Source organism: Pseudomonas sp. GW821-FHT02A11, from assembly GCF_059421985.1.
In genome coordinates this window covers 39,132-63,983 of the sequence record NZ_JBWKWB010000024.1, presented here as the reverse complement: position 1 = coordinate 63,983, position 24,852 = coordinate 39,132, and the positions used below count along the sequence as shown (strand labels likewise).

21 protein-coding genes and 1 riboswitch are annotated in these 24,852 nt (G+C 58.7%); of the genes, 11 read left to right on the top strand and 10 right to left on the bottom strand.

Features of this window, described 5'->3' with window-relative positions:
* Positions 1-97: 97 nt before the first annotated feature.
* A complete protein-coding gene (locus AC07V9_RS24490; protein WP_495018217.1) occupies positions 98-916 on the top strand; it encodes a DeoR/GlpR family DNA-binding transcription regulator in 819 nt (272 codons plus the stop codon).
* A 143-nt stretch (positions 917-1,059) separates the two neighbouring features.
* On the opposite strand, the gene AC07V9_RS24485 is transcribed toward AC07V9_RS24490, so the two are convergent.
* Positions 1,060-1,494 carry a hypothetical protein gene (locus tag AC07V9_RS24485; RefSeq protein WP_495018216.1) on the bottom strand — a complete coding sequence of 145 codons (435 nt, stop codon included), beginning with the start codon at positions 1,492-1,494 and terminating at the stop codon, positions 1,060-1,062.
* Between the two features lie 568 nt (positions 1,495-2,062).
* Here AC07V9_RS24485 and ltnD point away from each other — a divergent pair.
* The 5 genes from ltnD (at position 2,063) to otnI (ending at position 7,274) form a co-directional block, all read left to right on the top strand.
* Positions 2,063-2,968 (top strand): L-threonate dehydrogenase, encoded by a 906-nt coding sequence (gene ltnD, locus AC07V9_RS24480; protein ID WP_495018215.1) that lies wholly within the window; start codon positions 2,063-2,065, stop codon positions 2,966-2,968.
* Between the two features lie 10 nt (positions 2,969-2,978).
* Positions 2,979-4,283, top strand: a complete 1,305-nt coding sequence (gene otnK / locus AC07V9_RS24475) for a 3-oxo-tetronate kinase (protein WP_495018214.1) — start codon at positions 2,979-2,981, stop codon at positions 4,281-4,283.
* The gene (otnC, locus tag AC07V9_RS24470) at positions 4,280-4,918 is read left to right on the top strand and encodes a 3-oxo-tetronate 4-phosphate decarboxylase (protein WP_495018213.1); all 639 of its coding nucleotides are present in this window, start codon (positions 4,280-4,282) and stop codon (positions 4,916-4,918) included. The genes otnK and otnC overlap by 4 nt, the downstream gene beginning before the upstream one ends.
* A gap of 88 nt (positions 4,919-5,006) precedes the next feature.
* The gene (locus tag AC07V9_RS24465; protein WP_495018212.1) at positions 5,007-6,464 is read left to right on the top strand and encodes a GntT/GntP/DsdX family permease; all 1,458 of its coding nucleotides are present in this window, start codon (positions 5,007-5,009) and stop codon (positions 6,462-6,464) included.
* Positions 6,465-6,482: 18 nt separating this feature from the next.
* The gene (gene otnI, locus AC07V9_RS24460) at positions 6,483-7,274 is read left to right on the top strand and encodes a 2-oxo-tetronate isomerase (RefSeq protein WP_495018211.1); all 792 of its coding nucleotides are present in this window, start codon (positions 6,483-6,485) and stop codon (positions 7,272-7,274) included.
* Positions 7,275-7,512: 238 nt separating this feature from the next.
* On the opposite strand, the gene AC07V9_RS24455 is transcribed toward otnI, so the two are convergent.
* The gene (locus AC07V9_RS24455; RefSeq protein WP_133775566.1) at positions 7,513-7,917 is read right to left on the bottom strand and encodes an acyl-CoA thioesterase; all 405 of its coding nucleotides are present in this window, start codon (positions 7,915-7,917) and stop codon (positions 7,513-7,515) included.
* Between the two features lie 213 nt (positions 7,918-8,130).
* Positions 8,131-8,242, top strand: a riboswitch (S-adenosyl-L-homocysteine riboswitch).
* Positions 8,243-8,263: 21 nt separating this feature from the next.
* Here AC07V9_RS24455 and ahcY point away from each other — a divergent pair.
* The 5 genes from ahcY to rhlE2 all read left to right on the top strand — a co-directional run bounded on the left by ahcY (position 8,264) and on the right by rhlE2 (position 14,926).
* Positions 8,264-9,673 carry an adenosylhomocysteinase gene (gene ahcY, locus AC07V9_RS24450; RefSeq protein ID WP_495018210.1) on the top strand — a complete coding sequence of 470 codons (1,410 nt, stop codon included), beginning with the start codon at positions 8,264-8,266 and terminating at the stop codon, positions 9,671-9,673.
* Positions 9,674-9,866: 193 nt separating this feature from the next.
* The gene (gene metF / locus AC07V9_RS24445; protein ID WP_495018209.1) at positions 9,867-10,712 is read left to right on the top strand and encodes a methylenetetrahydrofolate reductase [NAD(P)H]; all 846 of its coding nucleotides are present in this window, start codon (positions 9,867-9,869) and stop codon (positions 10,710-10,712) included.
* A gap of 116 nt (positions 10,713-10,828) precedes the next feature.
* Positions 10,829-11,908 (top strand): hypothetical protein, encoded by a 1,080-nt coding sequence (locus AC07V9_RS24440; RefSeq protein WP_495018228.1) that lies wholly within the window; start codon positions 10,829-10,831, stop codon positions 11,906-11,908.
* A gap of 83 nt (positions 11,909-11,991) precedes the next feature.
* Positions 11,992-12,807, top strand: a complete 816-nt coding sequence (locus AC07V9_RS24435) for a substrate-binding periplasmic protein (RefSeq protein WP_495018208.1) — start codon at positions 11,992-11,994, stop codon at positions 12,805-12,807.
* Between the two features lie 208 nt (positions 12,808-13,015).
* On the top strand, positions 13,016-14,926 hold the full coding sequence (rhlE2, locus tag AC07V9_RS24430; protein ID WP_495018207.1) for an RNA helicase RhlE2: 1,911 nt from the start codon (positions 13,016-13,018) through the stop codon (positions 14,924-14,926).
* A 207-nt stretch (positions 14,927-15,133) separates the two neighbouring features.
* On the opposite strand, the gene AC07V9_RS24425 is transcribed toward rhlE2, so the two are convergent.
* From AC07V9_RS24425 to AC07V9_RS24390, 8 genes are all read right to left on the bottom strand, one after another.
* Positions 15,134-15,457: a hypothetical protein gene (locus tag AC07V9_RS24425; RefSeq protein WP_495018206.1), complete on the bottom strand. Its 324-nt coding sequence runs from the start codon at positions 15,455-15,457 to the stop codon at positions 15,134-15,136.
* A gap of 276 nt (positions 15,458-15,733) precedes the next feature.
* The gene (locus AC07V9_RS24420; protein ID WP_495018205.1) at positions 15,734-16,090 is read right to left on the bottom strand and encodes a hypothetical protein; all 357 of its coding nucleotides are present in this window, start codon (positions 16,088-16,090) and stop codon (positions 15,734-15,736) included.
* Positions 16,091-16,151: 61 nt separating this feature from the next.
* Positions 16,152-16,478 (bottom strand): hypothetical protein, encoded by a 327-nt coding sequence (locus AC07V9_RS24415; protein WP_495018204.1) that lies wholly within the window; start codon positions 16,476-16,478, stop codon positions 16,152-16,154.
* A 58-nt stretch (positions 16,479-16,536) separates the two neighbouring features.
* On the bottom strand, positions 16,537-16,860 hold the full coding sequence (locus AC07V9_RS24410) for a hypothetical protein (protein ID WP_495018203.1): 324 nt from the start codon (positions 16,858-16,860) through the stop codon (positions 16,537-16,539).
* 1 nt (position 16,861) lies between these two features.
* Positions 16,862-21,130, bottom strand: coding sequence for an RHS repeat-associated core domain-containing protein (locus AC07V9_RS24405; RefSeq protein ID WP_495018202.1), 4,269 nt, complete (start codon positions 21,128-21,130; stop codon positions 16,862-16,864).
* A 319-nt stretch (positions 21,131-21,449) separates the two neighbouring features.
* Entirely contained in the window at positions 21,450-22,046 is a 597-nt protein-coding gene (locus AC07V9_RS24400) for a YceI family protein (RefSeq protein WP_074752346.1), read from the bottom strand.
* Positions 22,047-22,075: 29 nt separating this feature from the next.
* The gene (locus tag AC07V9_RS24395; RefSeq protein ID WP_495018201.1) at positions 22,076-22,627 is read right to left on the bottom strand and encodes a cytochrome b; all 552 of its coding nucleotides are present in this window, start codon (positions 22,625-22,627) and stop codon (positions 22,076-22,078) included.
* A 406-nt stretch (positions 22,628-23,033) separates the two neighbouring features.
* The gene (locus tag AC07V9_RS24390) at positions 23,034-24,818 is read right to left on the bottom strand and encodes a flavin monoamine oxidase family protein (RefSeq protein WP_495018200.1); all 1,785 of its coding nucleotides are present in this window, start codon (positions 24,816-24,818) and stop codon (positions 23,034-23,036) included.
* Between the last annotated feature and the right edge of the window lie 34 nt (positions 24,819-24,852).

The following is a 24,852-nucleotide window of genomic DNA, read 5'->3' as shown; positions in this document are numbered from 1 at the left end:
TTCGATGTTTTTCGCTGCTGCCAGCGACCGACCGATTGGCTAAGATGCCAGCCATCCCAGCCAAGACTGGCTGTACCGCAATACCCCAGGAGCTTGAATGTCCAGCGAAGAAGACACCACCGTCAGTGGTGCAGCGCCCATGATTCCCGATCAGCGCCGTGAGCTGATGCTGCGTCAGTTACGCAAACACCAAGTGCTCAGCGTGCATCAGTTGATGGAGATGTTCGACTGCTCGCACATGACCATCCGCCGCGACATCGCCCTGCTCGAACAGAGCGGTCGCGCGTATTCCGTGACCGGCGGGGTGCGTATCGCAAGCCAGGTGCACAGCGAACCCAGCCATCAATCGAAGGCCGTGGTCGAGTTGCCGCACAAACAGGCCATGGCGCGATTGGCGGCAGGCCTGCTGCACCCGGAGATGACGGTGTACCTCGACGCCGGCACCAGCACCCTGGAAATCGTGCCGCACATCGTCGCGCTGGCGGGCATGACCGTGGTCACCAATGACTTTGGCGTGGTCAACGCACTGGCCGATGCCACCCACGTCAACGTGATCCACACCGGCGGCCTGCTCGATCACCCAAACCGCTCTTGCGTTGGGGGCCTTGCTGCCGCGACCTTGCGACACCTGGCAACCGACGTTGCCTTCATGTCCACAAGCTCTTGGGATTTACAGCGGGGCACCACTACGCCATCGGCACTCAAGGTCGAAGTCAAACAGGCCGCCATGCAGGCGGCTTCGCGCAGTGTGCTGCTGACCACCAGCTCCAAATACGGCACGTTCGGCATGTACAAGGTCGCCGGTCTTGAGCAATTCGACGCGATCATCAGCGACGACGGGCTCGCCCAAGCGGCGGCTGACAGTATTCGGGCGCAGGGAGTGGAGTTGATGCTGGCGTCGGTGCAGAAGCGTTGAGGTCATGACCTTCCCTGCAACGGCGCAGCTTGCCCGCGGTGAGGTTGATAGCCACCATTGGCAAGCCGCGCTGCTACAGCGAAAGCGGCGAGTCATATGCTCTCTCGTCAATTAGCCGCCTGGATTACAATACCGGCAACCACTCATTCCTCATTGTTTGGTTGAATGTCCACATTATTATTTTTAAACGGTATGTTACTTAGTTTCAACTCTTTTTCCCACGGTACTTCGTCCAAGCTGTAAGTCGACTTTTCTCCATCGCTGAACTGACCACTTGAACCTTCTTTAAATCCCAAGCGAAAATCCACCTTCTCCTCCTCTTTTCTTTCACCGTTGCCCGTCACTGCAAAAGTGTTATCGCCCGAGCCTTTCAAGGTGTATTCCAGATATGAATAGGCGCCGGTATTGCCGCCGTGCCCCAACCGCACGACAAATACGGCGTCGGGTTTGTTCAACGGCGCGCGCGCGACAAGCGTGCCGGAAAACGTATAGTCGTACGGCCCTGCCGCGCTGACCACACCCTCGAAGCGAAGCTCTGGTTTGACATTAGCATTGAGATCCAACTTGATATCCGTCATAGCAATAATCTCCGTATTAAGCGGTACTCCAACTGCCGAGAAATTCGGTCAGTCCTTTCACTATCAACCCAACCTTCAAAACATCAAGTCGAGATATAATAAATCCTGACGGACGGCGTATTAACAGGCGCATTAATGAGAAGTCGCAATAAACCGCACTGTGCATATAGCGACTCATAAAGTACATATGCATCCTGGCCAGAAGATCCTCACTTAGGGAAATGTTTGCGATTTTGGTACTACGCCATCGGCGCTGAAGCTTGAGGTCAAACAGGCACGCGAAACTCTGTAGGAGACGCCGGAGGTCACGACGGCAGCGAATGCGGCGGGTCAGGTAAACGTATATAGGCTGGCCGACCGCCTTCGCGGCCGTCGTACCTCCGACTGCTCCTACACTGAATGCGCGGCGTACCCAGCTTGATCAAAAAACGATCAATGTTAACTTTTGTTAAATCGAGAAAACACTTCACATTATACGCTCACGGGTTCACTATCTTTAACAGATCATAACAAACACCGTTCGAGTGCCTGACGTAGCGATGATGGCGCTCAACCCGAGGAGAGCTTCATGAATAACAAGAACGTCGGCGTCATTGGACTGGGTGCCATGGGTTTGGGCATCGCACGCTCCCTGTTGCGCAGCGGTTTCACTGTTCATGCCTGTGATGTGCGCGCAGCCGTTACCGAGCAGTTTGCCAGCGAGGGCGGTGTTGCCTGTGACTCCCCGGCCACCATGGCCGCGGCCTGCGACGTGATCATCACCGTTGTCGTCAACGCAGAGCAGACCGAAACCGTGCTGTTCGGCGAGAACGGCGCCGTTGCCGCCCTCAAGCCAGGCAGTCTGGTGATCGGTTGCGCCACTGTCGCGCCCACCTTCGCCATCGAGCTGGGCCAGCGTCTGACCGAAAAAGGTCTGCTGTACCTCGATGCGCCGATCTCCGGCGGTGCTGCCAAGGCCGCTGCCGGTCAGATGACCATGATGACCAGCGGCCCTGCCGACGCCTACGCCAAAGCCGACGCCATCCTCAACGGCATGGCGGGCAAGGTCTATCGCCTGGGCGACGTTCACGGCCTGGGTTCGAAAGTCAAAATCATCAACCAGTTGCTGGCTGGCGTGCACATCGCTGCGAGCGCCGAAGCCATGGCCCTGGGCTTGCGTGAAGGAGTCGACGCCGACGCCCTGTATGAAGTGATCACCAACAGCGCCGGTAACTCGTGGATGTTCGAGAACCGCGTGCCGCACATTCTCAAGGCTGACTACACGCCGCTGTCGGCGGTGGACATCTTCGTCAAGGACCTGGGCTTGGTGCTGGATACCGCCCGCGCCAGCAAATTCCCGCTGCCGCTGTCGTCCACCGCACACCAGATGTTCATGCAGGCCTCGACCGCAGGCTTCGGTCGCGAAGACGACTCGGCCGTGATCAAGATCTTCCCGGGCATCACCCTGCCGGGCGCCAAAGCAGCCAACGACTGAGGATTCGCACATGAGCACTACCACTGCGCGCCCTCTGTTGGGCTGCATCGCCGACGATTTCACCGGCGCCACTGACCTGGCCAACATGTTGGTGCGCGGCGGCATGCGCACTGTGCAGAGCATCGGCATTCCGAGCGCCGACAGCCTGGCTGAACTGGACGCCGACGCCATCGTCATCGCCCTGAAATCCCGGACGACGCCCGCTGCCGAAGCCATCGAAGAATCCCTTCAGGCGTTGCAGTGGCTGCGTGATCGCGGCTGCGAGCAGATTTTCTTCAAGTACTGTTCGACCTTCGACTCGACCGCCAAAGGCAACATCGGCCAAGTCAGTGAAGCGCTGCTGCAGGCGCTGGGCAGCGACTTTACCCTGGCCTGTCCGGCCTTCCCGGAAAACGGCCGGACCCTTTTCCGTGGCCATCTGTTCGTGCAGGACCAACTGCTCAACGAATGCGGCATGCAGAACCACCCGCTGACGCCGATGACCGACGCCAATCTGGTGCGCGTGCTGCAATCGCAGACCGACAAGAAAGTCGGCCTGCTGCGCTACGACAGCATCGCCAAGGGCGTTGACGGCGTGCGTGCGCGCATCGCCGAACTGCGCGCCGATGGCGTGACCATGGCGATTGCCGACGCGTTGTCCGATGCCGATCTGTACACCCTGGGCGAAGCCTGTGCCGACCTGCCGCTGCTGACGGGCGGTTCGGGTCTGGCGCTGGGTTTGCCGGGCAACTTCCGCAAAGCGGGCAAGTTGCGCGACATCGACGCGGCTCAGCTGGAGCAAGTCGATGGCGGCGAAGTGGTCCTGGCCGGTAGTGCCTCTGTGGCCACCAACGGTCAGGTCGCGGCCTGGCTCGACGCCAAGCGCCCTGCCCTGCGTATCGATCCGCTGGCCCTGGCCGACGGCAAACCGGTGGTTGAAGAGGCGCTGGCTTTCGCACGCGATGCGGGCCAGACCGTGTTGATCTACGCCACCAGCAGCCCGGAAGAAGTCAAAGCCGTGCAGCAGAAACTGGGCGTCGAGCGCGCAGGCGCAATGGTTGAAGAGGCCCTTGGCAAGATCGCCAAAGGCCTGCTGGAATCGGGCGTGAAACGCTTTGTGGTCGCAGGCGGCGAGACCTCCGGCGCTGTGGTTCAGGCCTTGGGCGTGCGCCTGCTGAAAATCGGCGCACAGATCGATCCGGGCGTTCCGGCGACCATCAGCAGCGGCGATCAACCGCTGGCTTTGGCGCTGAAATCCGGCAATTTCGGCGGTCGCGACTTCTTCGACAAAGCCCTGAAGCAGTTGGCTGGTTCCGTAAAAGGAGCTGCGCAATGAGTGCCGAAAACAAACTGCGCGAAGAGATCTGCGACATCGGCCGATTGCTGTTCGGCCGTGGCTACACCGTGGGCAGCGCTGGCAACATCAGCGCTCGCCTGGACGATGGCTGGCTGATCACCCCGACCGACGCGTGCTTGGGTCGCCTCGATCCGGCCACTATCGCCAAGGTCAATCTGGCCGGTGAATGGGAGTCGGGGGACAAACCGTCCAAGACACTCATGCTGCATCGCGAAGTCTACGACCGTAATCCGGGCGTCGGCGGCGTTGTGCACACCCACTCCACGCATCTGGTGGCCCTGACCCTCGCGGGCGTCTGGCAGCCGGACGACATCCTGCCGCCCATCACGCCGTATCAGGTGATGAAGGTCGGGCACATTCCCCTGATTTCCTACGAGCGCCCCGGCTCGCCGAAAGTCGCCGAACAGGTGGCGAAACTGGCGAACAGCGTGCGCGGCGTAATGCTTGAACGGCTGGGCCCGGTGGTCTGGGAGAGCTCGGTAGCCAAGGCGGCCTACGCCCTGGAAGAGCTCGAAGAAACCGCGCGCCTGTGGCTGATGAGCAACCCCAAACCCGAGCCGCTGGACGCAGCGGCACTGGAAGATCTGCGCCAGACCTTTGGCGTGAAGTGGTAATCCCTGAAGCGCTTTGATCGCAGGCCGTTCTACGGCCTGCGACGACCCGCTTTTGTCGGAAACAATAACAACAGGACGCACACTCAACATGACCCCACTTTTTCTCATGATCATCGCCGGAGCCGGCATCGCGCTGTTGCTGCTTCTGGTCCTCAAATACAAGTTCCAGCCGTTCGTGGCCCTGATGCTGGTCAGCATCATCGTCGCGCTGGTCGCCGGTGTGAAACCGGGTGATCTGGTGGCGACCATCGAAGGCGGCATGGGCAAGACCCTGGGCCACATCGCGATCATCATCGCTTTGGGTGCCATGATCAGGCGCATCATCGAGCTCTCGGGCGGCGCCGAGGCGCTGGCCAAGACCCTGATCAACCGCTTTGGCAACAAGCGCACGCCGCTGGCGTTGACCGTAGCCGGTTTCATGGTCGGCATTCCGGTGTTCTTCGAAGTGGGCGTGATTATTCTCATGCCGCTGGCCTACGGCGTCGCTCGCGCGGCCCGCAAGCCGCTGCTGATCTTCGCCTTGCCGATGTGTGCCGCGCTGCTCTCTGTGCACGCCTTTCTGCCGCCGCATCCGGGTGCTGTTGCGGCTGCCGGTCAACTGGGCGCGGACCTGGGCCGTGTGCTGATGTTCGGTATTCCGATGGTCGCGGTGCTGTGCCTGATCGGTTACGTGATCGCCGGTCGCATGACCCGCAAGACCTACCCGATGACCGACGACATCCGTAGTGAAGTCTACGGTCCGCACATCACCAACGAAGACCTGGTGGCGTGGGCGAACAACGATTACTCCAACACCAAGGAAGCTACTCACACTCAGTCACTGGGCCTGGAAGAAAGCGCCAGCAGCCTGGCAGCAAAACTGCCAAAGGCTCCGGCACCGGGTGCGGGGATCATCGTTGCCCTGATTCTGCTGCCCATCATCCTGATCCTGCTGGGCACTCTGGCGACCACCCTGCTGCCGGTCGATTCGACGCTGCGCAGTGTGCTGACCGTGCTCGGTGCGCCACTGGTTGCACTGCTGATCGACACCCTGCTGTGCGCCTGGATTCTGGGTTCGCGCCGTGGCTGGAGCCGCGGTCAGGTCTCTGACGTGATCGGTTCGGCACTGCCGGGCGTGGCGATGGTGATTCTGATTGCCGGTGCTGGCGGCGTGTTCGGCAAGGTGCTGGTCGATACCGGTATCGGTGCGGTCGTCTCCGAAGCGTTGCGCAACACCGGTCTGCCGGTTCTGGCGCTGGGCTTCATCCTGACCCTGCTGTTGCGCGCCGTTCAAGGCTCGACCACAGTGGCGCTGGTGACCACTGCCGGTATTCTCAGCCCGCTGATCGCGACCCTGAACCTCTCCGCCAACCACATGGCCCTGCTGTGCCTGGCCATGGGCGGTGGCGGTCTGGCGATGTCGCACATCAATGACGCCGGTTACTGGATGTTCACCAAGCTGGCTGGCCTGAACGTCGGTGACGGCCTGCGCACCTGGACATTCCTGGTGACCGTTCTGGGCACATTGGGCTTCCTGATGACCCTGCTGATCTGGCCTTTCGTTTAAGCCTTTCTGGAGACAAACATGCCTCGTTTCGCTGCCAATCTCAGCATGCTGTATCCGCAACACGAATTCCTCGATCGATTCGCTGCCGCGGCGGCAGACGGTTTCGAGGCCGTTGAGTACCTGTTCCCGTACGATTTCACAGCGGCCGACATCAAGCAGCGTCTGGTCGACAACAACCTGACGCAGGCGCTATTCAACGCCCCGCCCGGTGACTGGGCCCAGGGCGAACGCGGGATTGCCTCGCTGCCGGGCCGCGAAAACGATTTCCGCAGCGGCATTCAGAAGGCGCTGGAATACGCAGCGGTGCTGGGCAACGATCGCATCCACGTAATGGCGGGTCTGTTGCCAAGCGAAGACTTGCGCCAGAAGCACCACGCGGTCTACATCGAAAACCTGCGCTATGCGGCGCAGGAAGCGGCCAAGGCAGGCGTCACGATCTTGATCGAGCCGATCAATACCCGCGACATGCCGGGCTTCTTCCTGAATCGTCAGGATCAGGGTCAGGCGGTGTGCAAGGAAGTGGGCGCTGACAACATCAAGGTGCAGTTTGACTTCTATCACTGCCAGATCGTCGAAGGCGATGTGATCAGCAAACTGCGTCGCGACTTTGCAGGAGTCGGCCACATCCAGATCGCAGGCGTGCCGGACCGTCACGAACCGAATCTGGGCGAAGTGAATTATGCGTGGCTGTTCGAAGAGATCGACCGTCTGGGCTATACCGGCTGGGTCGGTTGCGAATATCGCCCGAAAGGCGATACCAGCGAAGGTTTGCAGTGGTTGCGGGACTGGAAGGCGACCAACCCGGCTTGAGCAACGCCCGAAATATGATGTGAAGACTCCTGTGGGACCTTCTGGAGCTGTGCGACAGTGGCGAAGGCGGTGTGTCAGGTATATCGCCTTCGCGAAGGCGCCCGAAATATGATGTGAAGACTCCGGTGGGAGCTACTGGAGCTGTGCGACAGTAGCGAAGGCGGTGTGTCAGGTATATCGCCTTCGCGGCTGTCGTAACCTCCAGCTGCTCCTACAGGGTTTGTGCAAGGCGCGAGAGTTACTCGTTGATCACGTCTTCCTTGAACTGGTCCTTCACATACGTGATCTCGGTCTTGCCGTGCGGTGCTGGCAGGCCATCTTCTCCCAGGTTCACGAACACCATCTTCTCGACCGTCAGAATGCTCTTGCGGGTGATCTTGTTGCGCACCTGGCAGGTCAGGGTGATCGAGGTCCGGCCGAATTCGGTCGCCGTGATGCCCAGCTCGATGATGTCGCCCTGGCGCGACGCGCTGACGAAGTTGATCTCGGAAATGTACTTGGTCACCACCCGCTGATTGCCCAGCTGAACGATGGCGTAGATCGCCGCTTCTTCGTCGATCCAGCGCAGTAGGCTGCCACCGAACAGCGTGCCGTTCGGGTTGAGGTCTTCGGGCTTTACCCATTTGCGAGTGTGGAAATTCATAAGGGGGCTCCTGGGCGTTTGGCAGATCGTGGCGTTTGTGCCCCCAAGCTTCAAGCTTCGAGCCACAAGCTGCAAGTAAAAGCAGATCTGCCTTTCACTTGTAGCTTGCCGCTTGCCGCTTGCCGCTTGCAGCTTGCAGCTTGCGGCTCAAGCCTTATAATCGGCACCGCTTCAAAAAACGGTCATCACCGCTTGATACCGTTCTCCCGCCACCTGTCCGAGGGGCGCTGCAGCAGGTCAGACCTGTCAGGCTCGGATGGGGCGTTGTCTGTTCAAGGCTCATGCAGCCGGACAGGCCTTAAACGCACAACGGCGCCCATTCGCACACTACGAATGGAGACTCTTTATGAGTGCTGTACTGACGCCCAACGATTTCAACGACTACAAGGTCGCCGACATTTCCCTGGCTGCATGGGGCCGTCGCGAAACCATCATCGCTGAATCCGAGATGCCAGCCCTGATGGGCCTGCGTCGCAAATACGCTGGCGAGCAACCGCTCAAGGGCGCGAAAATTCTCGGCTGCATCCACATGACCATTCAGACTGCCGTGCTGATCGAAACCCTGGTTGCCCTGGGTGCCGAAGTACGCTGGTCGTCCTGCAACATTTTCTCGACTCAGGACCAGGCCGCTGCCGCCATCGCCGCTGCCGGCATCCCTGTTTTCGCCTGGAAAGGCGAGACCGAGCAAGAGTACGAGTGGTGCCTGGAGCAGACCATCCTCAAGGACGGTCAGCCATGGGACGCCAACATGATCCTCGACGACGGCGGCGACCTGACCGAGCTGCTGCACAAGAAATACCCGGCGATGCTGGAAAAAATCCACGGCGTCACCGAAGAAACCACCACAGGCGTTCATCGCCTGCTGGACATGCTGGCCAAGGGCGAACTGAAGATCCCTGCGATCAACGTCAACGACTCGGTCACCAAGAGCAAGAACGACAACAAGTACGGCTGCCGTCACAGCCTGAACGACGCCATCAAGCGCGGCACCGACCACCTGCTGTCCGGCAAGCAAGCGCTGGTCATCGGCTACGGTGACGTGGGCAAGGGCTCGGCTCAGTCGCTGCGTCAGGAAGGCATGATCGTCAAGGTCACTGAAGTCGACCCGATCTGCGCCATGCAAGCGTGCATGGACGGCTTCGAAGTGGTTTCGCCGTTCATCAACGGTGAGAACGACGGCACCGAGGCGAGCATCGACAAGGCCCTGCTGGGCAAGATCGACCTGATCGTGACCACCACTGGCAACGTCAACGTCTGCGACGCGAACATGCTCAAAGCACTGAAAAAACGCGCCGTGGTCTGCAACATCGGTCACTTCGACAACGAAATCGACACCGCTTTCATGCGCAAGAACTGGGCATGGGAAGAAGTGAAACCTCAGGTACACAAGATCCACCGTACCGGCGCTGGCGAGTTCGACCCGCAGAACGACGACTACCTGATCCTGCTGGCCGAAGGCCGTCTGGTGAACCTGGGCAACGCCACCGGTCACCCAAGCCGCATCATGGACGGTTCGTTCGCCAACCAGGTGCTGGCCCAGATCTTCCTGTTCGGCCAGAAGTACGCCGACCTGAGCCCTGCTCAGAAAGCCGAACGCCTGACCGTTGAAGTTCTGCCGAAGAAACTCGACGAAGAAGTGGCCCTGGAAATGGTACGCGGCTTCGGCGGCGTCGTGACCAAGCTGACCAAGACCCAGGCGGACTACATCGGCGTAACCGTCGAAGGCCCGTTCAAACCGCACGCTTATCGCTACTGATAAGCCTGCTGGAGGGCGTGCCCCGTTGTGTCGGGCACGCCACTTTTGCAAGAACGACCGCAGCTTTGTAGGAGCGCGCTTGCCCGCGATTGCAGTGTGTCAGACCAGAAAATGTTGCTGACACACCTCAATCGCGGGCAAGCGCGCTCCTACAGGGCACGCACAAGGCTTTTGAGCTTCCAAGGTTATGACTATGTCCCAAGACCGTCGCTACAGCTTCGAGTTCTTCCCGACCAAGACCGACGCTGGTCACGAAAAACTCCTCGCCACCGCTCGCACGCTGGCCGGCTACAACCCCGATTTCTTCTCCTGCACCTACGGCGCTGGCGGTTCGACCCGTGACCGCACGATCAACACCGTGCTGCAGCTGGAAAAAGAAGTAAACGTCCCGTCCGCGCCGCACCTGTCGTGCGTCGGCGACAGCAAGTCCGACCTGCGTGGTCTGCTGAGCCAGTACAAGGACGCGGGCATCAAGCGCATCGTTGCCCTGCGCGGCGACCTGCCATCCGGCATGGGCATGGCCAGCGGCGAGCTGCGCCACGCCAATGACCTGGTCGAATTCATTCGCGAAGAAACCGGCAGCCACTTCCACATCGAAGTTGCCGCGTACCCTGAGATGCACCCGCAGGCGCGCAACTTCGAAGACGATCTGAAGAACTTCGTGCGCAAGGCCAACGCCGGCGCGGACAGTGCGATCACCCAGTATTTCTTCAATGCCGACAGCTACTTCTACTTCGTCGAGCGGGTGCAGAAGATGGGCGTCAACATCCCGATCGTGCCGGGCATCATGCCGATCACCAACTACAGCAAGCTGGCGCGCTTCTCCGACGCCTGCGGTGCGGAAATCCCACGCTGGATTCGCAAGCAGCTGGAAGCCTACGGCGACGATTCGGCGAGCATTCAGGCGTTTGGCGAACAGGTCATCACAGATATGTGTGAGCAGTTGTTGCAAGGCGGAGCCCCGGGTTTGCACTTCTACACGCTCAATCAGGCTGAACCCAGTCTGTCTGTCTGGAATAACCTCAAGCTGCCCCGCTGAACGGTTGAATCTGTCTCGGACATCCCGGTCACTATAGGGTAATGTTCGCTCGGCAGGCTGATGTCAAATAGCCTGCCCAAGCCTTACCGAGACGGATATCCAAGCAGTTGACTTCAATCAGTACGATCACCCCCCGCCCCCAGCTGGTTTATCTGGTATTCGGCGCCGAAACCTACCACCAGGAAGCCGTGTTCAGCATCGCAAGCGCTCTCGCGCAGACCGATGCAGGCATCGAACGGCCTTTCGACATTCAGGTGTTCAGCGACAATCCCGAACCCTACCGCCATTTGCCCGTGCGCATTCGCCCGCTCGACGCCGAGATCCGCCACGAATGGGGCGGGCCGCACAACTACCACTTTCGCTGCAAGCACGTCGTCGCGCGCCAAGTACTGGAAGAGTCGGAAAAAGCGATCCTGATCGACACCGACACCTTCTTTCGCGCAAGCCCCATGACGCTGTTCGACCGGGTTCGCCCGGATACCCTGCTGTGTAACGCCTTCCGCCTGCGCTATGAGGATTGCAAGGACACGGTGCTTTACACCGCTTTGGCGGGCGTGCTGGCAGAACGGGGCCTGGCTGACGACAGCATGCGCCTGGTGAATTCGGGAGTCATTGGCCTGACCCGCAACAATGTCTCGGTGCTGGACACGTCGATCGCGCTGATGGATGAGTTCTTCCCGCTCACGCCCGGTGCCATCACGCTGGAAGAGTTTTGTCTGGGCGTCGCAGCGTATCGCTCGCTGGCGCTGGAGCAGTGCCCCGACCTGATCCATCACTATTGGAGCCGCAAGCAGCTGTTCCGCGCCAAGGTGCGCGCGTGGTTGCACAAGCACGGGCATGATCCGATCAGTGCCGAAGCACTGGCCGACACCCGCAATGTCTCGCCACACTTGCCACGCCCCTCCACCTGGCAGCGGCTGGTGTACAAGAGCGCGACGTTGGCGGTGCCACGACCTCAACGTCAGTTCGTGCGCGAAGTGCTCTACGGCTGCTGCAATCACCCCAACGAGTTTGATCGTGCGTGTTCGGCCGTCTGGTGGGAAAAGGCATTCGATAATGCCCAACAGCGCATGAAGCAGCCGATAGCCCCCGACCAGCTGCATGAATGGCTGGAGCATTGGGCCGTGCGCGGGCTTCTGGGTCGTCAACGCGTGGCGATCTATCAGCATCTGATCCAGAAGCAGACCTCGCAATAACCCGCGGGCCAGAGCGGCAGGTTTCATGTTTCACATGGGCCTGCCCTCTTCTATTTGCCGAGCGCGCGTCGTACTCTCGCCCCATGCCGCTGACTTCCCGCCTATTGCTTACCCTTGTACTCGCCTGCCTGAGTTTCAGCGCGCTGGGCGAACGGATACGCATCGTCACCGAGCCTTGGGCGCCTTACGCGATGGTCGACAACGGCCAGGCTTCAGGCCTTGACTACGACACCACGGCGATCGTCTTTCAGCGGCTTGGGATCGAGGTGCAGTGGCAGTTTCTGCCCTGGAAGCGCTGCCTGATGATGCTTCAGCAAGGCGAGGCCGATGGCGCGCTGGACATCTTCAAGATCAGCGAGCGCGACGCCCTGCTGCTCTACCCCAGCGAGCCACTCTCCGACGTCAACTGGGTGTTTTTTCAGGCCAATGCCCGGCCCCATTCATTCAATACCCTTGATGACCTCAAAGGCCTGACGGTCGGCATCTCGCCCGGCTACCTGTATTCGCCGGAATTCGACAGCTCGACATCGTTCATTCGCGAACCGGCTCCCAGTCATGAAGCCAATTTCGGCAAGCTGATTCGCGGACGCATCGACCTGCTGGTCGCGGATCGCAGACAAGGGCAGCAGATGCTCGATCAACTGGGCCTGCGCGATCAGGTCAGCCAGTTGCCGACGGTCTTGAGCACCCGTGAGCAATTTCTTGCATTACGCCGCAATGCCGGTATGGATTTACTGGTACAACGGTTCAGCGCCGAACTGAAACGCTTCAAGCGCGAACCGGCCTATGCGCAACTGGTTGCGCGCTACACCGGCGAAACCGTGGCGGGGACACTAGACGCCCAACCCTCGGCCAGCGCCGAAAAAACCGTTGAGCAGCACGAAAGCAGCGCATTGTGATTGCTCTGTTATACTCCGGCGTTCCCGCCAGGCTTACGCCCGGATGCTCGGTCTCCCAGAAGACTTCTCGATCACGTCAGTGGCGCATTTTCGTTCACGCGCCCATGCCACGAGTTGAACTTACAGACCCCGGGATCACGCGACTATTCGCGCTGCGCAGCTCACTCCTATTCGGGCCCATTGGCCCCAACTTAAGACAGGATTACTCATGTCCTTTGCTTCCCTCGGTCTCTCCGAGGCTTTAGTCAGCGCCATCGAGGCCGCTGGCTATACCCAGCCTACTCCGGTGCAACAGCGGGCCATTCCCGCCGTGTTGCAAGGCCGCGATCTGATGGTCGCCGCTCAGACAGGTACTGGTAAAACCGGTGGTTTCGCCCTCCCGATTCTGGAGCGGTTGTTCCCCAACGGTCACCCGGACAAATCCCAGCGTCACGGCCCGCGCCAACCACGCGTACTGGTCCTGACCCCCACACGTGAACTCGCCGCTCAAGTTCACGACAGCTTCAAGATCTACGCCAAGAACCTCAAGTTCGTCAGCGCCTGCATCTTCGGCGGCGTCGGCATGAACCCGCAGGTGCAAGCCATGGCCCGCGGCGTCGACGTGCTGGTAGCCTGCCCTGGCCGCCTGCTGGACCTGGCCGGTCAAGGCAGCGTCGATCTGTCTCACGTTGAAATTCTCGTCCTCGACGAAGCCGACCGCATGCTCGACATGGGCTTCGTTCACGACGTGAAAAAAGTCCTCGCACGCCTGCCTGCCAAGCGTCAGAACCTGTTGTTCTCGGCAACGTTCTCGGCCGACATCACGGCCTTGGCCGGCAAGCTGCTGCACGATCCGGAACGCATCGAAGTCACGCCGCCCAACACCACGGTCGAGCGTATCGAACAGCGCGTTTTCCGCCTGCCTGCCAACCACAAGCGTTCGCTGCTGGCGCACCTGATCACTCAGGGTGCGTGGGAGCAGGTGCTGGTGTTCACCCGCACCAAGCACGGCGCCAACCGTCTGGCTGAGTACCTGGACAAACACGGCCTGAGCGCTGTGGCCATCCACGGCAACAAGAGCCAGAACGCCCGCACCAAAGCCCTGGCCGACTTCAAGGCCGGTAGTGTGCGCATCATGGTCGCCACCGACATCGCCGCGCGCGGTCTGGACATCGACCAGCTGCCTCACGTGGTCAACTTCGAGCTGCCTAACGTCGACGAAGACTACGTGCACCGCATTGGCCGCACCGGTCGCGCGGGCCGTACCGGCGAGGCGATCTCGCTGGTCGCGCCCGACGAAGAGAAGCTGCTCAAAAGCATCGAGCGCATGACCAAGCAGAAGATCGCAGACGGCGATCTGATGGGCTTCGACATCAACGCAGTCGAAGCCGAGAAGCCGGAGGTGCGCGAGCGTCCGGACGTGCGCAACCCGCGCAACGCCCGTGGCCCGCGTGGCGATGGGCCCAAAGGCGGCGGCGGTGGTCGCAAGGACAAAGGCAAAGACAAGGGCAAGGAAAAAGAAAAGCCGGCAGCTGCAGCAGCCACCGGTAGCGGCGACCGCCCTGCAAGCAATCAGCAACGTCGGCAGAAGCCTCGCCAGGGCACGCCGTCCAGCGAGTCCCGTCAGGCGCAACCGTCTGCGCCACGCGCCGACCGCGATCCGGAGGAGTTCCTGGATGACGAAGTCGACAACTTCGGTAACCGCGCCGATTACGTGAGCCCTTATCAGGGCAAGAACCAGCAGGGTCGCAACCGTCGCCCTGGTGCCCCTGCCACAGGCGCCGCTCCGGCTCCTCGCGGCCAGGCGCCGGGCCGCAGCGGCCCACGCGGTGGCTCGGGGAGCGGCACCAGCAATGGCGCAAGCGCTCCGGCCAAACGCAGCGGCCCACGCAACGGTTCCGGCCGTGATGGTCAGGCCCGTCGTGAAGACCAGCCCCGCAATCGCCGCCCGGCCCGCGACGAGCAGCCAGCGCGCCAGGAGCCAGCGGTTCGCGGTCCTCGTGACGGTCAGCCAGGACCGAAGATCATGCACAAGGAATCCAAGACCGACCGTTTCCCTTCCCCCGAGCTGCTCGATCAGCTGCCCAGCCGCCCACGCGGTGAAAAACCGGCCCTGCTGACCCGCAATCGCGAAGGCTAAGCTGCGTTAAAACAAAAACGCCCCGACTGGTTCGGGGCTTTTTATTGATGATGAGTTAAATAAAATTCCCTTTTTAGATAATAGGCACTTCCAGCAGACCAGAGGAGCAAGCAATTCCCTAACCCGAGTAAGTAGCAATGTAATTGCAGAGCCACCACTACAAATTCCCTACAGCGGTTTTGTGGCTAGCGATATGAGCCCAATAATTTAATCTCCTGGTTTACACCAGAATTTTAGTTTCTCAACAACGCGTTCGATATCGTCCATATCATCGTCACCTAGCCCGTCATCAAAAGGCTCGGAAAGAATTCTTCTGATTTTATTTAGCCGATCATTTATCCGGTTCTGATCTATGAACCGTGTGGTCTCTAGCGCATAATCGATATCTGTTTCAGGCGTCACTTGCCTATCTGGATGTACATAGTAGTAATTTGCGATATCTCTGAGTGAAATCAGGATATATTCGACCTCACAAAGAACTTCGATAACATCTTGGCCTTTGAAAGTGACTTGCTCGTTTTCTTTTTTCATCTCACTTACTAACGGTGAAGGTTGGATTTTTCAGAACCAGATCACCTTTAACGGCGAGTTCGTCTAAATGGTACTTAGAATTTATCAACCACGGCATGCGCTCCTCAAAATCACCAGTGTCAACGTATTGTTAGGAGTGCCGTTTGCAGGAGGGCCGCTTCATATATACGAGGATATCCATATCGTCTTTATGTCATGGAAGAGTTTCTTCGAACAAATCAATCGCCCAAGATAAAGCGCTGCTGAAAATCGTTATAGTCTGCAGATCCTCCAATGTCATGGAGGACAGGTAGTGCGCAGCTTCTTGGCCTGTGCATTGAAATATGTAGCTCTTCTTTTTTTTGAGATTTTCTCTTCTGTATATTGAGGCATAAAATAAACCTTCGGCTCTTCGAGAATAAATTCCTCGAACCATAGCCCTTCCAGTTTTTCAACATGCTTATCGTTATGGTATGAGCCCGACAGCGGACGCCATGTATTGAACCAAAAATATCTCTTCGTATTTAAGCCGTTTTCCTCCGCGTCGAACCTCGGTCTCCGATCAATTCTGTGCCTTATAAACTTATAGATATAGCATTTCAAAATCCTGAAGCCCGTTTCGTCATCAATTAATTTCCCTGGGTAGGAAGTCATTACGAACATCCTCTATTAAACATCTCACTCAGAAAACTAAAGGTCGGGAGTCTACGAATCGTTAATCGCCAGGCCGCTCCCAGTACTTGAGCAATTCCAGCTCCCGCTCAATATCGTCCATTTCATCGCCGCCCAACGTGCTATCAAACTTTTCCGAAACTATGCGTCTTACCTTGGCAAGGCGAGTGGTTATCAAATTCTGATCAATAAACCGCGTTGTCTCGAGGGCATAATCCATCTTTTTTTGCTCTTCTGATTGCATACATTCATTATTGTGGTAAAAGTGCTCAGCGATCTTATTCAGAGAGATTAAGATATATGCCATTTCTTTTATAACTAAAATACCTTCCGAACCGGAAAGCTCAATCACCTCATTTTCTTCAAGCATGCTGTTACCTTTTAATGAGTTTCGGGTCGCCTAGTTTTGGCCCGCTGCATCGTCAGCGTTAGTCACCAGGTTGCTCCCAGTACTTGATCATTTCCAACTCTCGCTCTATATCATCCATTCCATCACTACCCACTGTACCATCGAATTTCTGCGATACTATTCGCTTTATCTTCGCGAGACGCTGTGATATTTGCTGTTGATCTATAAAGCGGGTTGTCTCTAACGCATAATCAATAGCCTTTTGCTCCGGAGATTTTATATACTCGCCATGATAGTAGTGCTCAGCTATTTTGTTCAGGGAAATCAATATGTACTCCACCTCCCTGATAATTAAAAGAGCCTCCCCACCGGAAAGCTCAATCATTTCGTTTTTTTCAAACACGCTACTTCCTCTTTATAAACTCGGGGTTACTGAGTTGCAAATCCCCTTTTACCGTAAGTTCCAGCCTGTGATATCTAGGATTCATCACCCATTCGAGCAGCTCTTCGGGCGCGTCAGTTTCCACATAATCCCTACCCTTATTCTTCGAAATTTGGTACTTTTCTCTCACCGCGACGTCGCTGAGAGGCTTCTTGCTAGCGGGTTCAAGATACACTTTATTATTATCATTTGCCTTTATATACCCGCTCTCCTCAATTCCCCTTAAACCTTTTCTACTTGTGTAATGCCGCACCCGAACACAAGCCCACCCCCACGGATCCACCCACCCAATCGGATTCGGCGCGTACTGATATAAATTCAGCCCGCCCGCCAAGCCAATGGGATCAGGGGTCGTGAACCTTCCGACATCCGGGTCGTAGTACCTGAAGGTGTTGTAGTGCAGTCCGGTCTCGCGATCAAGGTATTGGCCCTGGAAGCGAAGGTTCTGGTTTTCGACGAAGTAGGGTTCGCGGGTTTCTTCGGTGGTGTTGCCCCAGACTTGGTAGCGGGCCTGCCAGACCAGGTGACCATCAGGTTCGGTGAGTTGTTCGGGCAGGCCGTTGAGGTCGTTGTGGTAGTAGCGGATTTTCTGGTGTTCGCCTCGGCCATCGACGCGGGCCATGGGTTCGTGGCTGTCGTGTACGTAAAGGTAAAGGCTGGAAAACCCGTTCTGCTCTTCCTGCAGCAAGCGCAGGCCATCCCAGATGAATCGGGTTTCACAGAGAACACGGCCATCGGGGTGATGCAGGGTTTTGCGGGTGCGACGACCGAGGGGGTCGTAGGTCAGGCGCACGACGTGGCGGTCAGGGTTCTGGACTTCGATGAGTCGGCTATCGGCGTCGTAAACAAACCGCTGCAGACCGCGGCGGTTGCTGTGTTTCTCGATCAGGCGGCCAAACGGGTCGTACAGGTAGCGGTTGTCCCTGTAGCTCAGGAGCCTGTTATGGCTGACTCGATCGCCCTGGCCCTGCAAACCATCCATGAGGTTGGCGGCGGGGTCGTAGGCGAACTGCTCCGACACCCCGCTCAGGCTGTCTTGAGACGCCATGATCCGGTTGCTGGAGTCATAGGCCATCAAACTTCGGGATTGCCCATGGAAACCACGATCAATGCGCCCGGTCAGATTGTCCGCGAGGTCATACTCGTAGGTTTTTTCATCTTCGGCTGGCAAGTGACCGGGACGGTTGTCCCGCCGACGGCTGCGCGAGCACAAACGACCACTTCGATCATAGGCATTGCGCGTGCGAATCTGCCCTTGGGTCCGCAGCACTTCACAATGCAGCCGATCACGCTCGACGTCGCAAATGACCAGACCGTCGAGATTGATCTGGTGCAGGTGACCGCTGCCATAGAGCACCCGATTGATCCAACGCCCGTCAGGAGTTTGGGTCTGGATCAGGTTGCCCAGTTCGTCATAACGGTGGTGAATCGCGCCCAAGGCCGTCGTTTCGCCGAGCATCCGGCCAAGGGCGTCATAGTCGAAGCAGACGCTGGTTTGCTCGCCATCGTGGGACGTGAACGTGGTCTCAACCAGGTTATCAAGAGCGTCGTAACTGTATGCCGTACGCCCGTCTTCGGTCAGTTTTGCAATCAGGCGCCCAACAACATCTCGCTCGAAGCGGTGCACGATTGCATCCGGCTCCGACAGCTGAGTTGTACTGATCACATCACCGAGCGCGTCGTACGCGTAGCACTGTTGGCTCCCGTCCAGACTCTGGTGGGCCGAAAGCTGATCCCCCGCGTCCCAGGCGAACCGATAGCGCTCTCCGTTTTCGTTGGTCAGTGTCTCCAGCCGGCCATAGGGGTCGTAGCGAAACTCAACCGCTCGTTCATGAGGGTCCAAGCGTCGATGAACACGCCCCCGCAGGTCGTACTGATATCGCGTGACATCTCCGGCGGGATTGATGTAGCCGATCAGCAAGCCACTGTCGTCACGCTGGAACCGCTCGATGCGCCCAGCGGGGTCTTCACGCTGTTGCAAGCGGCCTTGAGCGTCGGACTCATAGCGCGTCCGCTCGCCAAGAGCGTTTGTGCGCTGATCCAGAAATCCGCGCCGGTCATAGCGAAACTCGGTCTTGTAGCCCGAACAGTCGACGTAATCCGTCAGCTGCCCGAACTCATTCCAGCGCAATGTTTTGCTTTTACCGCTGGCGTCGATGACTTCGACAATGCGGCCCCGCTCGTCGAACCGGTAGCGGGTAACCTGGCCCAGCGGATCGACGTCGTGGGTGCGATTGCCCCGCGCGTCGTAGCGGTAGCGCCATTGATTGCCCGCCGCATCGATTTCCACTTTGGGCAACGACCAATGCTCCAGCCAGTGCGTTGATTCGATGCGGCCAAGGGGGTCTTCAGTCGTCGCAAGGTTGCCTGCTTCGTCGTAATCAAAGCGCCAGCGCCCCTGACCAGGATCGATAGCACCGAGCAATTGGCGCTCATCGTTCCAGGAAAACTGCCACGTCCGGTCAAGGTTGTCGGTGTATTCAGTGATCTGATGCTGGCTGTTCCAGCAGCGAGTGCTGCGACGGTCAAGGCTGTCGGTGATGATCGTCTTGCCGGCGCTCAGGTCATACGCGAACCGATAGTCGTCTCCCTCATCAGTCCAGTGATGAACGACCCGCCACTCGCGATCCTCGATCAGCGCCCATTCATAGAAACAACGCAGCCCCGTGGGCAGCTGGTGCTCGACCATTCGGCGATTAGAGTCGTATGAGAAGCGTCGCTGAACCTTGCCCAGCGCATCTCGTACTTCGCTCAGATCGCCGCAGGTGTCGTAGGCATAACTGCCCAATACGGTGTGTGATCCGCTGTCGAACACACGCTCGATACGCTCTACCCGTGTTGGCCATCGCGCCGAATACGCCAGGTTCACGCGAACGACGTCTAGCGTGTCATGCACATGAACGAGGCGCCCGTGCGCGTCGTACACCAGATGAATGCGGTTGTCGTTGCGGTCGCCCAGCTGACTCAGGCGTAACCGGAATGGATCAACCAGATTCGGCTCGAACAGCCGATAAACCCCATCCTCACTTTCGATCAATACCCGCCCATCTGCATGACGCTTGACCGCCAGCCCCTCACCGGCGCTGAACACCGCGTCGCCCAGGGCAAGCGTACCCATGTCGATCCGCCGCCCTTGTTCATCGATGTAGATCAGCCGATCATCACCTTGCGCCGAAGCTTCGATCTCGACACACACCTCAAACGCAACGCTCCAGCCCGCGCCAAACATTCCGTCACGTCGTTGATCACAGCTGCTGTAAAACCGTTGCCACTCGATCGGCAACATGCCCGGCAACACGAAATCCAGCTCTTCAGCGTTGCCGAGCACCTTGGCTCCCGTGGCCGCATGCACCGGATTTGGTGCTCCAGACACCGCTCGACCCAACGCGTCCGCCACCGCCCCGACCACATAACCCGCAGCGCCGCCCATCAATAGGCAGGGAAGATTGCTCATGAATTTCGAAGGGCGACCGCGCAGCATCATCAGCGCCGAAATGGCCAGCCCTATACCCGGCGTCTTGCCGCTGCGAATAGTCCGAACAATCGCCTTGCCGCCGCCGATGCGGACGTCGGGTGAAATCAGCCCGGATGAAACCACTGACGCATCGCAGGTGCTGCGATCCCCGCTGCGCACAGCGGGTTGGCCGTTGATGAACACGCTGCTCGACCCTTCGGCCAGATACTGGCCTGGCATGCCAGGGTGTTTGTCGCAGATGATCTGATCGTTCGGCAGCGACGATGCGCCGGGATCCGGCGTTGCTACGGTGGGGCGCCACAGCTCCGAGAAGAAGCCCTTCGCCATGTCGAGGAAGGTGCCTTCCGGGGCTGAGTCATCAGTCAGCTCAGAAGGCGCGCCCGAAATGGCACCAGCAGCGCGCGCTGCTGGTAAACCATTGATGAAGACGTTATGCGATCCGCTGGTGATGTGCGCGCAGACCGTTGGGGGGAACAGGTCGTTGGCCAGGCCCTCACAGAAGTCGCTGAGCGTGCTGTCGGCACCCGTAAGTTGGATTCCCACGGTGACAGCGGCGCCCACAACGGCGCCCAACATACAGGCGCCGAGCCCGCCCGTGGCGACAGTCAGTCCTGCTGAAGCGATGATCGCCGACGTAACCAAAGCACCGGCGGCCACTGTGGCGACCACCTCCAAGGCACCGCCAAATACATCGGCCATCACCGAACTGTGGGCTAGGGCATCGCCCTGACGAGCAGCCCAAAAGGCGTCAGACATTCCATGATCCGCGCTGAAAAAAGCGAAATCTAGAGACTGAATACGCCGCTGTCCGAGCGCTGAAACACAATAAATGAGGACTGCGAGAATTTCGGAAAGGGACTACACCAGAGAGTCTGCTAGTCCTATCCGACCAGTGGAAATTACTGACTTATTGACTGTTTACACGCGTGCCCTCTTGTAGCAGTCCTGCTTGCCGGCGGCAGCGATTTCGAAAGCGCCACCGCCGGCAAGCCGTGCTGCTACAGACAGGCGCGGACATCCGGATCAAAAAAAAACGCCGACCCCAAGGTCGGCGTTTTCGTTGTTGCAGCCTGTGTTACTTGGCTTTGACGCCTTCGAACGAGATGTCGAAGGTGACGGTGTCCGACTGTGGACCCAGGTCCATCATCTTGCCGAAATCAGAACGCTTGATGGTGGTGGTACCGTTGAAGCCCGCGCGGTAGCCGCCCCATGGATCCTTGCCTTCGCCGTTGAACACAGCCTTGATGACGATTGGCTTGGTGACGCCGTGCAGGGTCAGGTCGCCGGTCACGTCGGCAGTGTCTTTGCCGTCGGCGTTCTTGCCGGTGGACTTGACGCTGGTGGAAACGAACTTGGCGTCAGGGTAGGTCGCGACGTCCAGGAAGTCCTTGCTGCTGATGTGCTTGTTACGCTCGGCGTGGTTGGTGTCGACGCTGGCGGTCTTGATGTCGATGCTGATCTTGCTGTCTTCAGGCTTGGCAGCGTCGAAGCTGAAGGTACCGCTCCAGTCCTTGAACGTACCGGTGATGAAGCTGTAGCCCAAGTGGCTGATCTTGAAATCGATGAAGGCGTGCTGGCCTTCCTTGTCGATGGTGTAGTCAGCAGCCATTGCCTGACCGGCCGACAGCAGCGCGGTACCCAGAGCCAGTGCAGCCAGTGTCTTTTTCAACATACGTCATCTTCCTGTGTAGTGAGTCGAATTCAGGCCTTGCGGCCAAGCATGCGAATGAGTGTGGCATCACGATCGATGAAGTGATGCTTCAGGGCGGCCAGACCATGGAGAACCGCAAAGATCACCAGGGTCCAGGCCAGGTACAGGTGCACTTCGCCAGCCACGTCTGCCTGGTCGGGCAGTCCGCTGATCAGCGCAGGCACTTCAAACAGTCCGAACACCGGAATCCCGACACCTTCTGCGGTGGAAATCAGGTAACCGGCAAACATCACCAGGAACAGATCCAAATAAAGGAACGCGTGCCCAAGTGTTGCAGCAATGCGCACGAAGCGCGTGTGATTGGCCGGTGCTGGCGGCGGTGGACTGACAAAGCGCCAGACCACACGAATGAGCATGAACAAGAACAGCGTGATGCCGATGCTCTTGTGCAAGTCAGGACCCGCCTTGCGCCAGGTGTCGTAGTAACCCAGCCCAACCATCCACAACCCCAGTGCGAACATACCGAAAACGGTCAACGCGACGCCCCAATGCAGAACGATGCTGACCCAGCCATAGCGTGAAGAAGAGTTGCGTAACTGCATGCTAGCGTTCCTGTAAGAGCAGCCCGTAAAAGCTGAGAGAAGACTATCGGTTTACCTATCGAAAGAAAGCGCAAAATTTCGCTATGAAATATCGGGAAATACGATTGAAATTTCCCGTCATATTTTTCTTCGATGAGTATTAACGCAACGTTATCTCTGTCCACCAAGACAATCATGGACACCTGTGGGAATGAGCTTGCTCATGATAAGGCCGGAACATGCAGCCCCTCAGCGCCGGCAGCTCAGCCTTCGTCAGCAAGCTCACTCCCACAGGATCGCATTCGCAGCATACTTGCTGCATCTGTCTTCCCCACCTGTACAACACTCTAGACGCTGCAGTTATTCGCCAGACGAAAAAAAAGGCGCGGTATTTAAACCGCGCCTCTTTTTACTCAGCCGTCAACGATCAGTTTTTGCTGTCTGCTGCTGGCGTTGCCGCTTTATCGCTGGCGGCTTTGGCTGGCGCTTTCTTCGCGGCGTCAGCCTTGGCAGGGGCCTTGTGGGTGGCTGCCGGTTTGGCTGGGGCCTTTTTGGCAGGCTCTTTTTTGGCCGGTTCTTTCTTGGCAGGGGCTTTTTTCACAGGCTCTGCAGGCTTGGCTGGCTCGACCACCGGTGCAGGCGGCGGTGTGACAGGCGCCGGAGCAGGTGCTGGAACCGGAGCGGGCACAGGCGCAGGCTCTGGCGCTTTTTCAGCCGGTTTCGGCTCAGGCTTGGAGCCGCCGAACATGTTCGAGAAGAAGCCGCCAATGCCGCCGCTGCTTTCCTTGGCAGGCTCAGCCGCTTTCGGTGGTGCGACCTTCACAGGCTCGAACGACTTGCCCGCTGCCAGATCCTGAACTTGGCTGGCTGCGCGCTGACCGGTGCGCAAGGCGCCTTCCAGCGTACCCGGGTACAGGCTATCGGTGTGCTCACCGGCAAAGGCTACGCGCTGCAGGGGTTTTTCCCACAGACGCCAGTATTTGCTGATCTGCCCAGGACCGAACGCCAGGTAGGCGCCGCCGGTGGACGGGTCGACGCTGGAACGACGGATTTCATAACCGGTGAACGCGCCGCGCGCCTGTGGATAGAACGCGTGCAGACGAATCAGCACTTGATCGACCATCTGCTTGTCGCCAAACGCCTGCATGATGCGGGCGTTGTCGCCAGACAGGTTGATTACGGCATTGGCGCCGCCTTTCAACGCAGGCTCGATCCACAGCATGCCCAGACCGGTGTTGCTGTAAATCTCACCGGACATGCGCGCCTTGCTGTCCCAGACCGGGTTCTTGAACTTGAGCATGATCTGGTCATGCCAACCGTAGTTGGTGCTCTTGATCGCGCCCTGATGCTGAGCGTCCAGCGCCGGGGTCAGCTGGATCTTGCTCAGCGCGCGCAGCGGCACGGCGAGGACCACGTACTCGGCCTCGTAGCCCACCGATCCGACCTTGACGGTCACGCCGTCCTTGTCCTGATTGATGGCCGACACCGGGGAGTTGGTCTTGATGATTTTCAGCTGCTTGACGAACTCTTCGGCCAGCACCGCGCTGCCACCGGGCAGGCGTGCAGCGCGACGATCACGGTCATCGACGTTGCGATTGACCCGCGACTGCTGTGCGAGATACAGCAAGGAAAGGCGCGAAGGTTCGTCGTAACGGGTACGAATCTGCTGGTTGATCAGCTGACGCGCAGTCGGCGGCAGGCTCAGACGGTCCAGCCAGTTGGCGACGTTGATCTGGTCCAGCGCGAACAGCGTGCTGTTGGCGGCTGGGTTTTCCGGATCGGTGATGGATTTGGCCATGTCATCGAGCGCCGCTTCGTAGCGCTTGATCGCTTCGGCGGTGGCCGGTTGCTTGGCCGCCAGATCCGCTGCCGAGAAATACTCGCCTTCGATCAGGTAACCTGGCGTACGCACGAACTCAGGCGCGGGCACCGGCTTGAGCTTGAAACGATCCAGATACTGGTTGAGCACCGGCTGCGCCTTGGCATTGCCGATCCACTCGCTGCCGGCCAGGGCCGAACGGCCGCCCACAAGCGGTTTGGCTTCCAGCAGCGTGACCTGCCAGCCTTTGTTTTGCAGCTCATAGGCCGCTGTAAGTCCCGCCAGGCCGCCACCGACGACAATCGCCGTATGCGGCTTATCAACGGCCAACGCCTGCGCGCTGACCAGCCCAACCATCACCAGCGCACAGGCGCGCAGCCAACCAGAAAGCATTCAGCGAACTCCGGAACTAACGTGGGAATTGTCG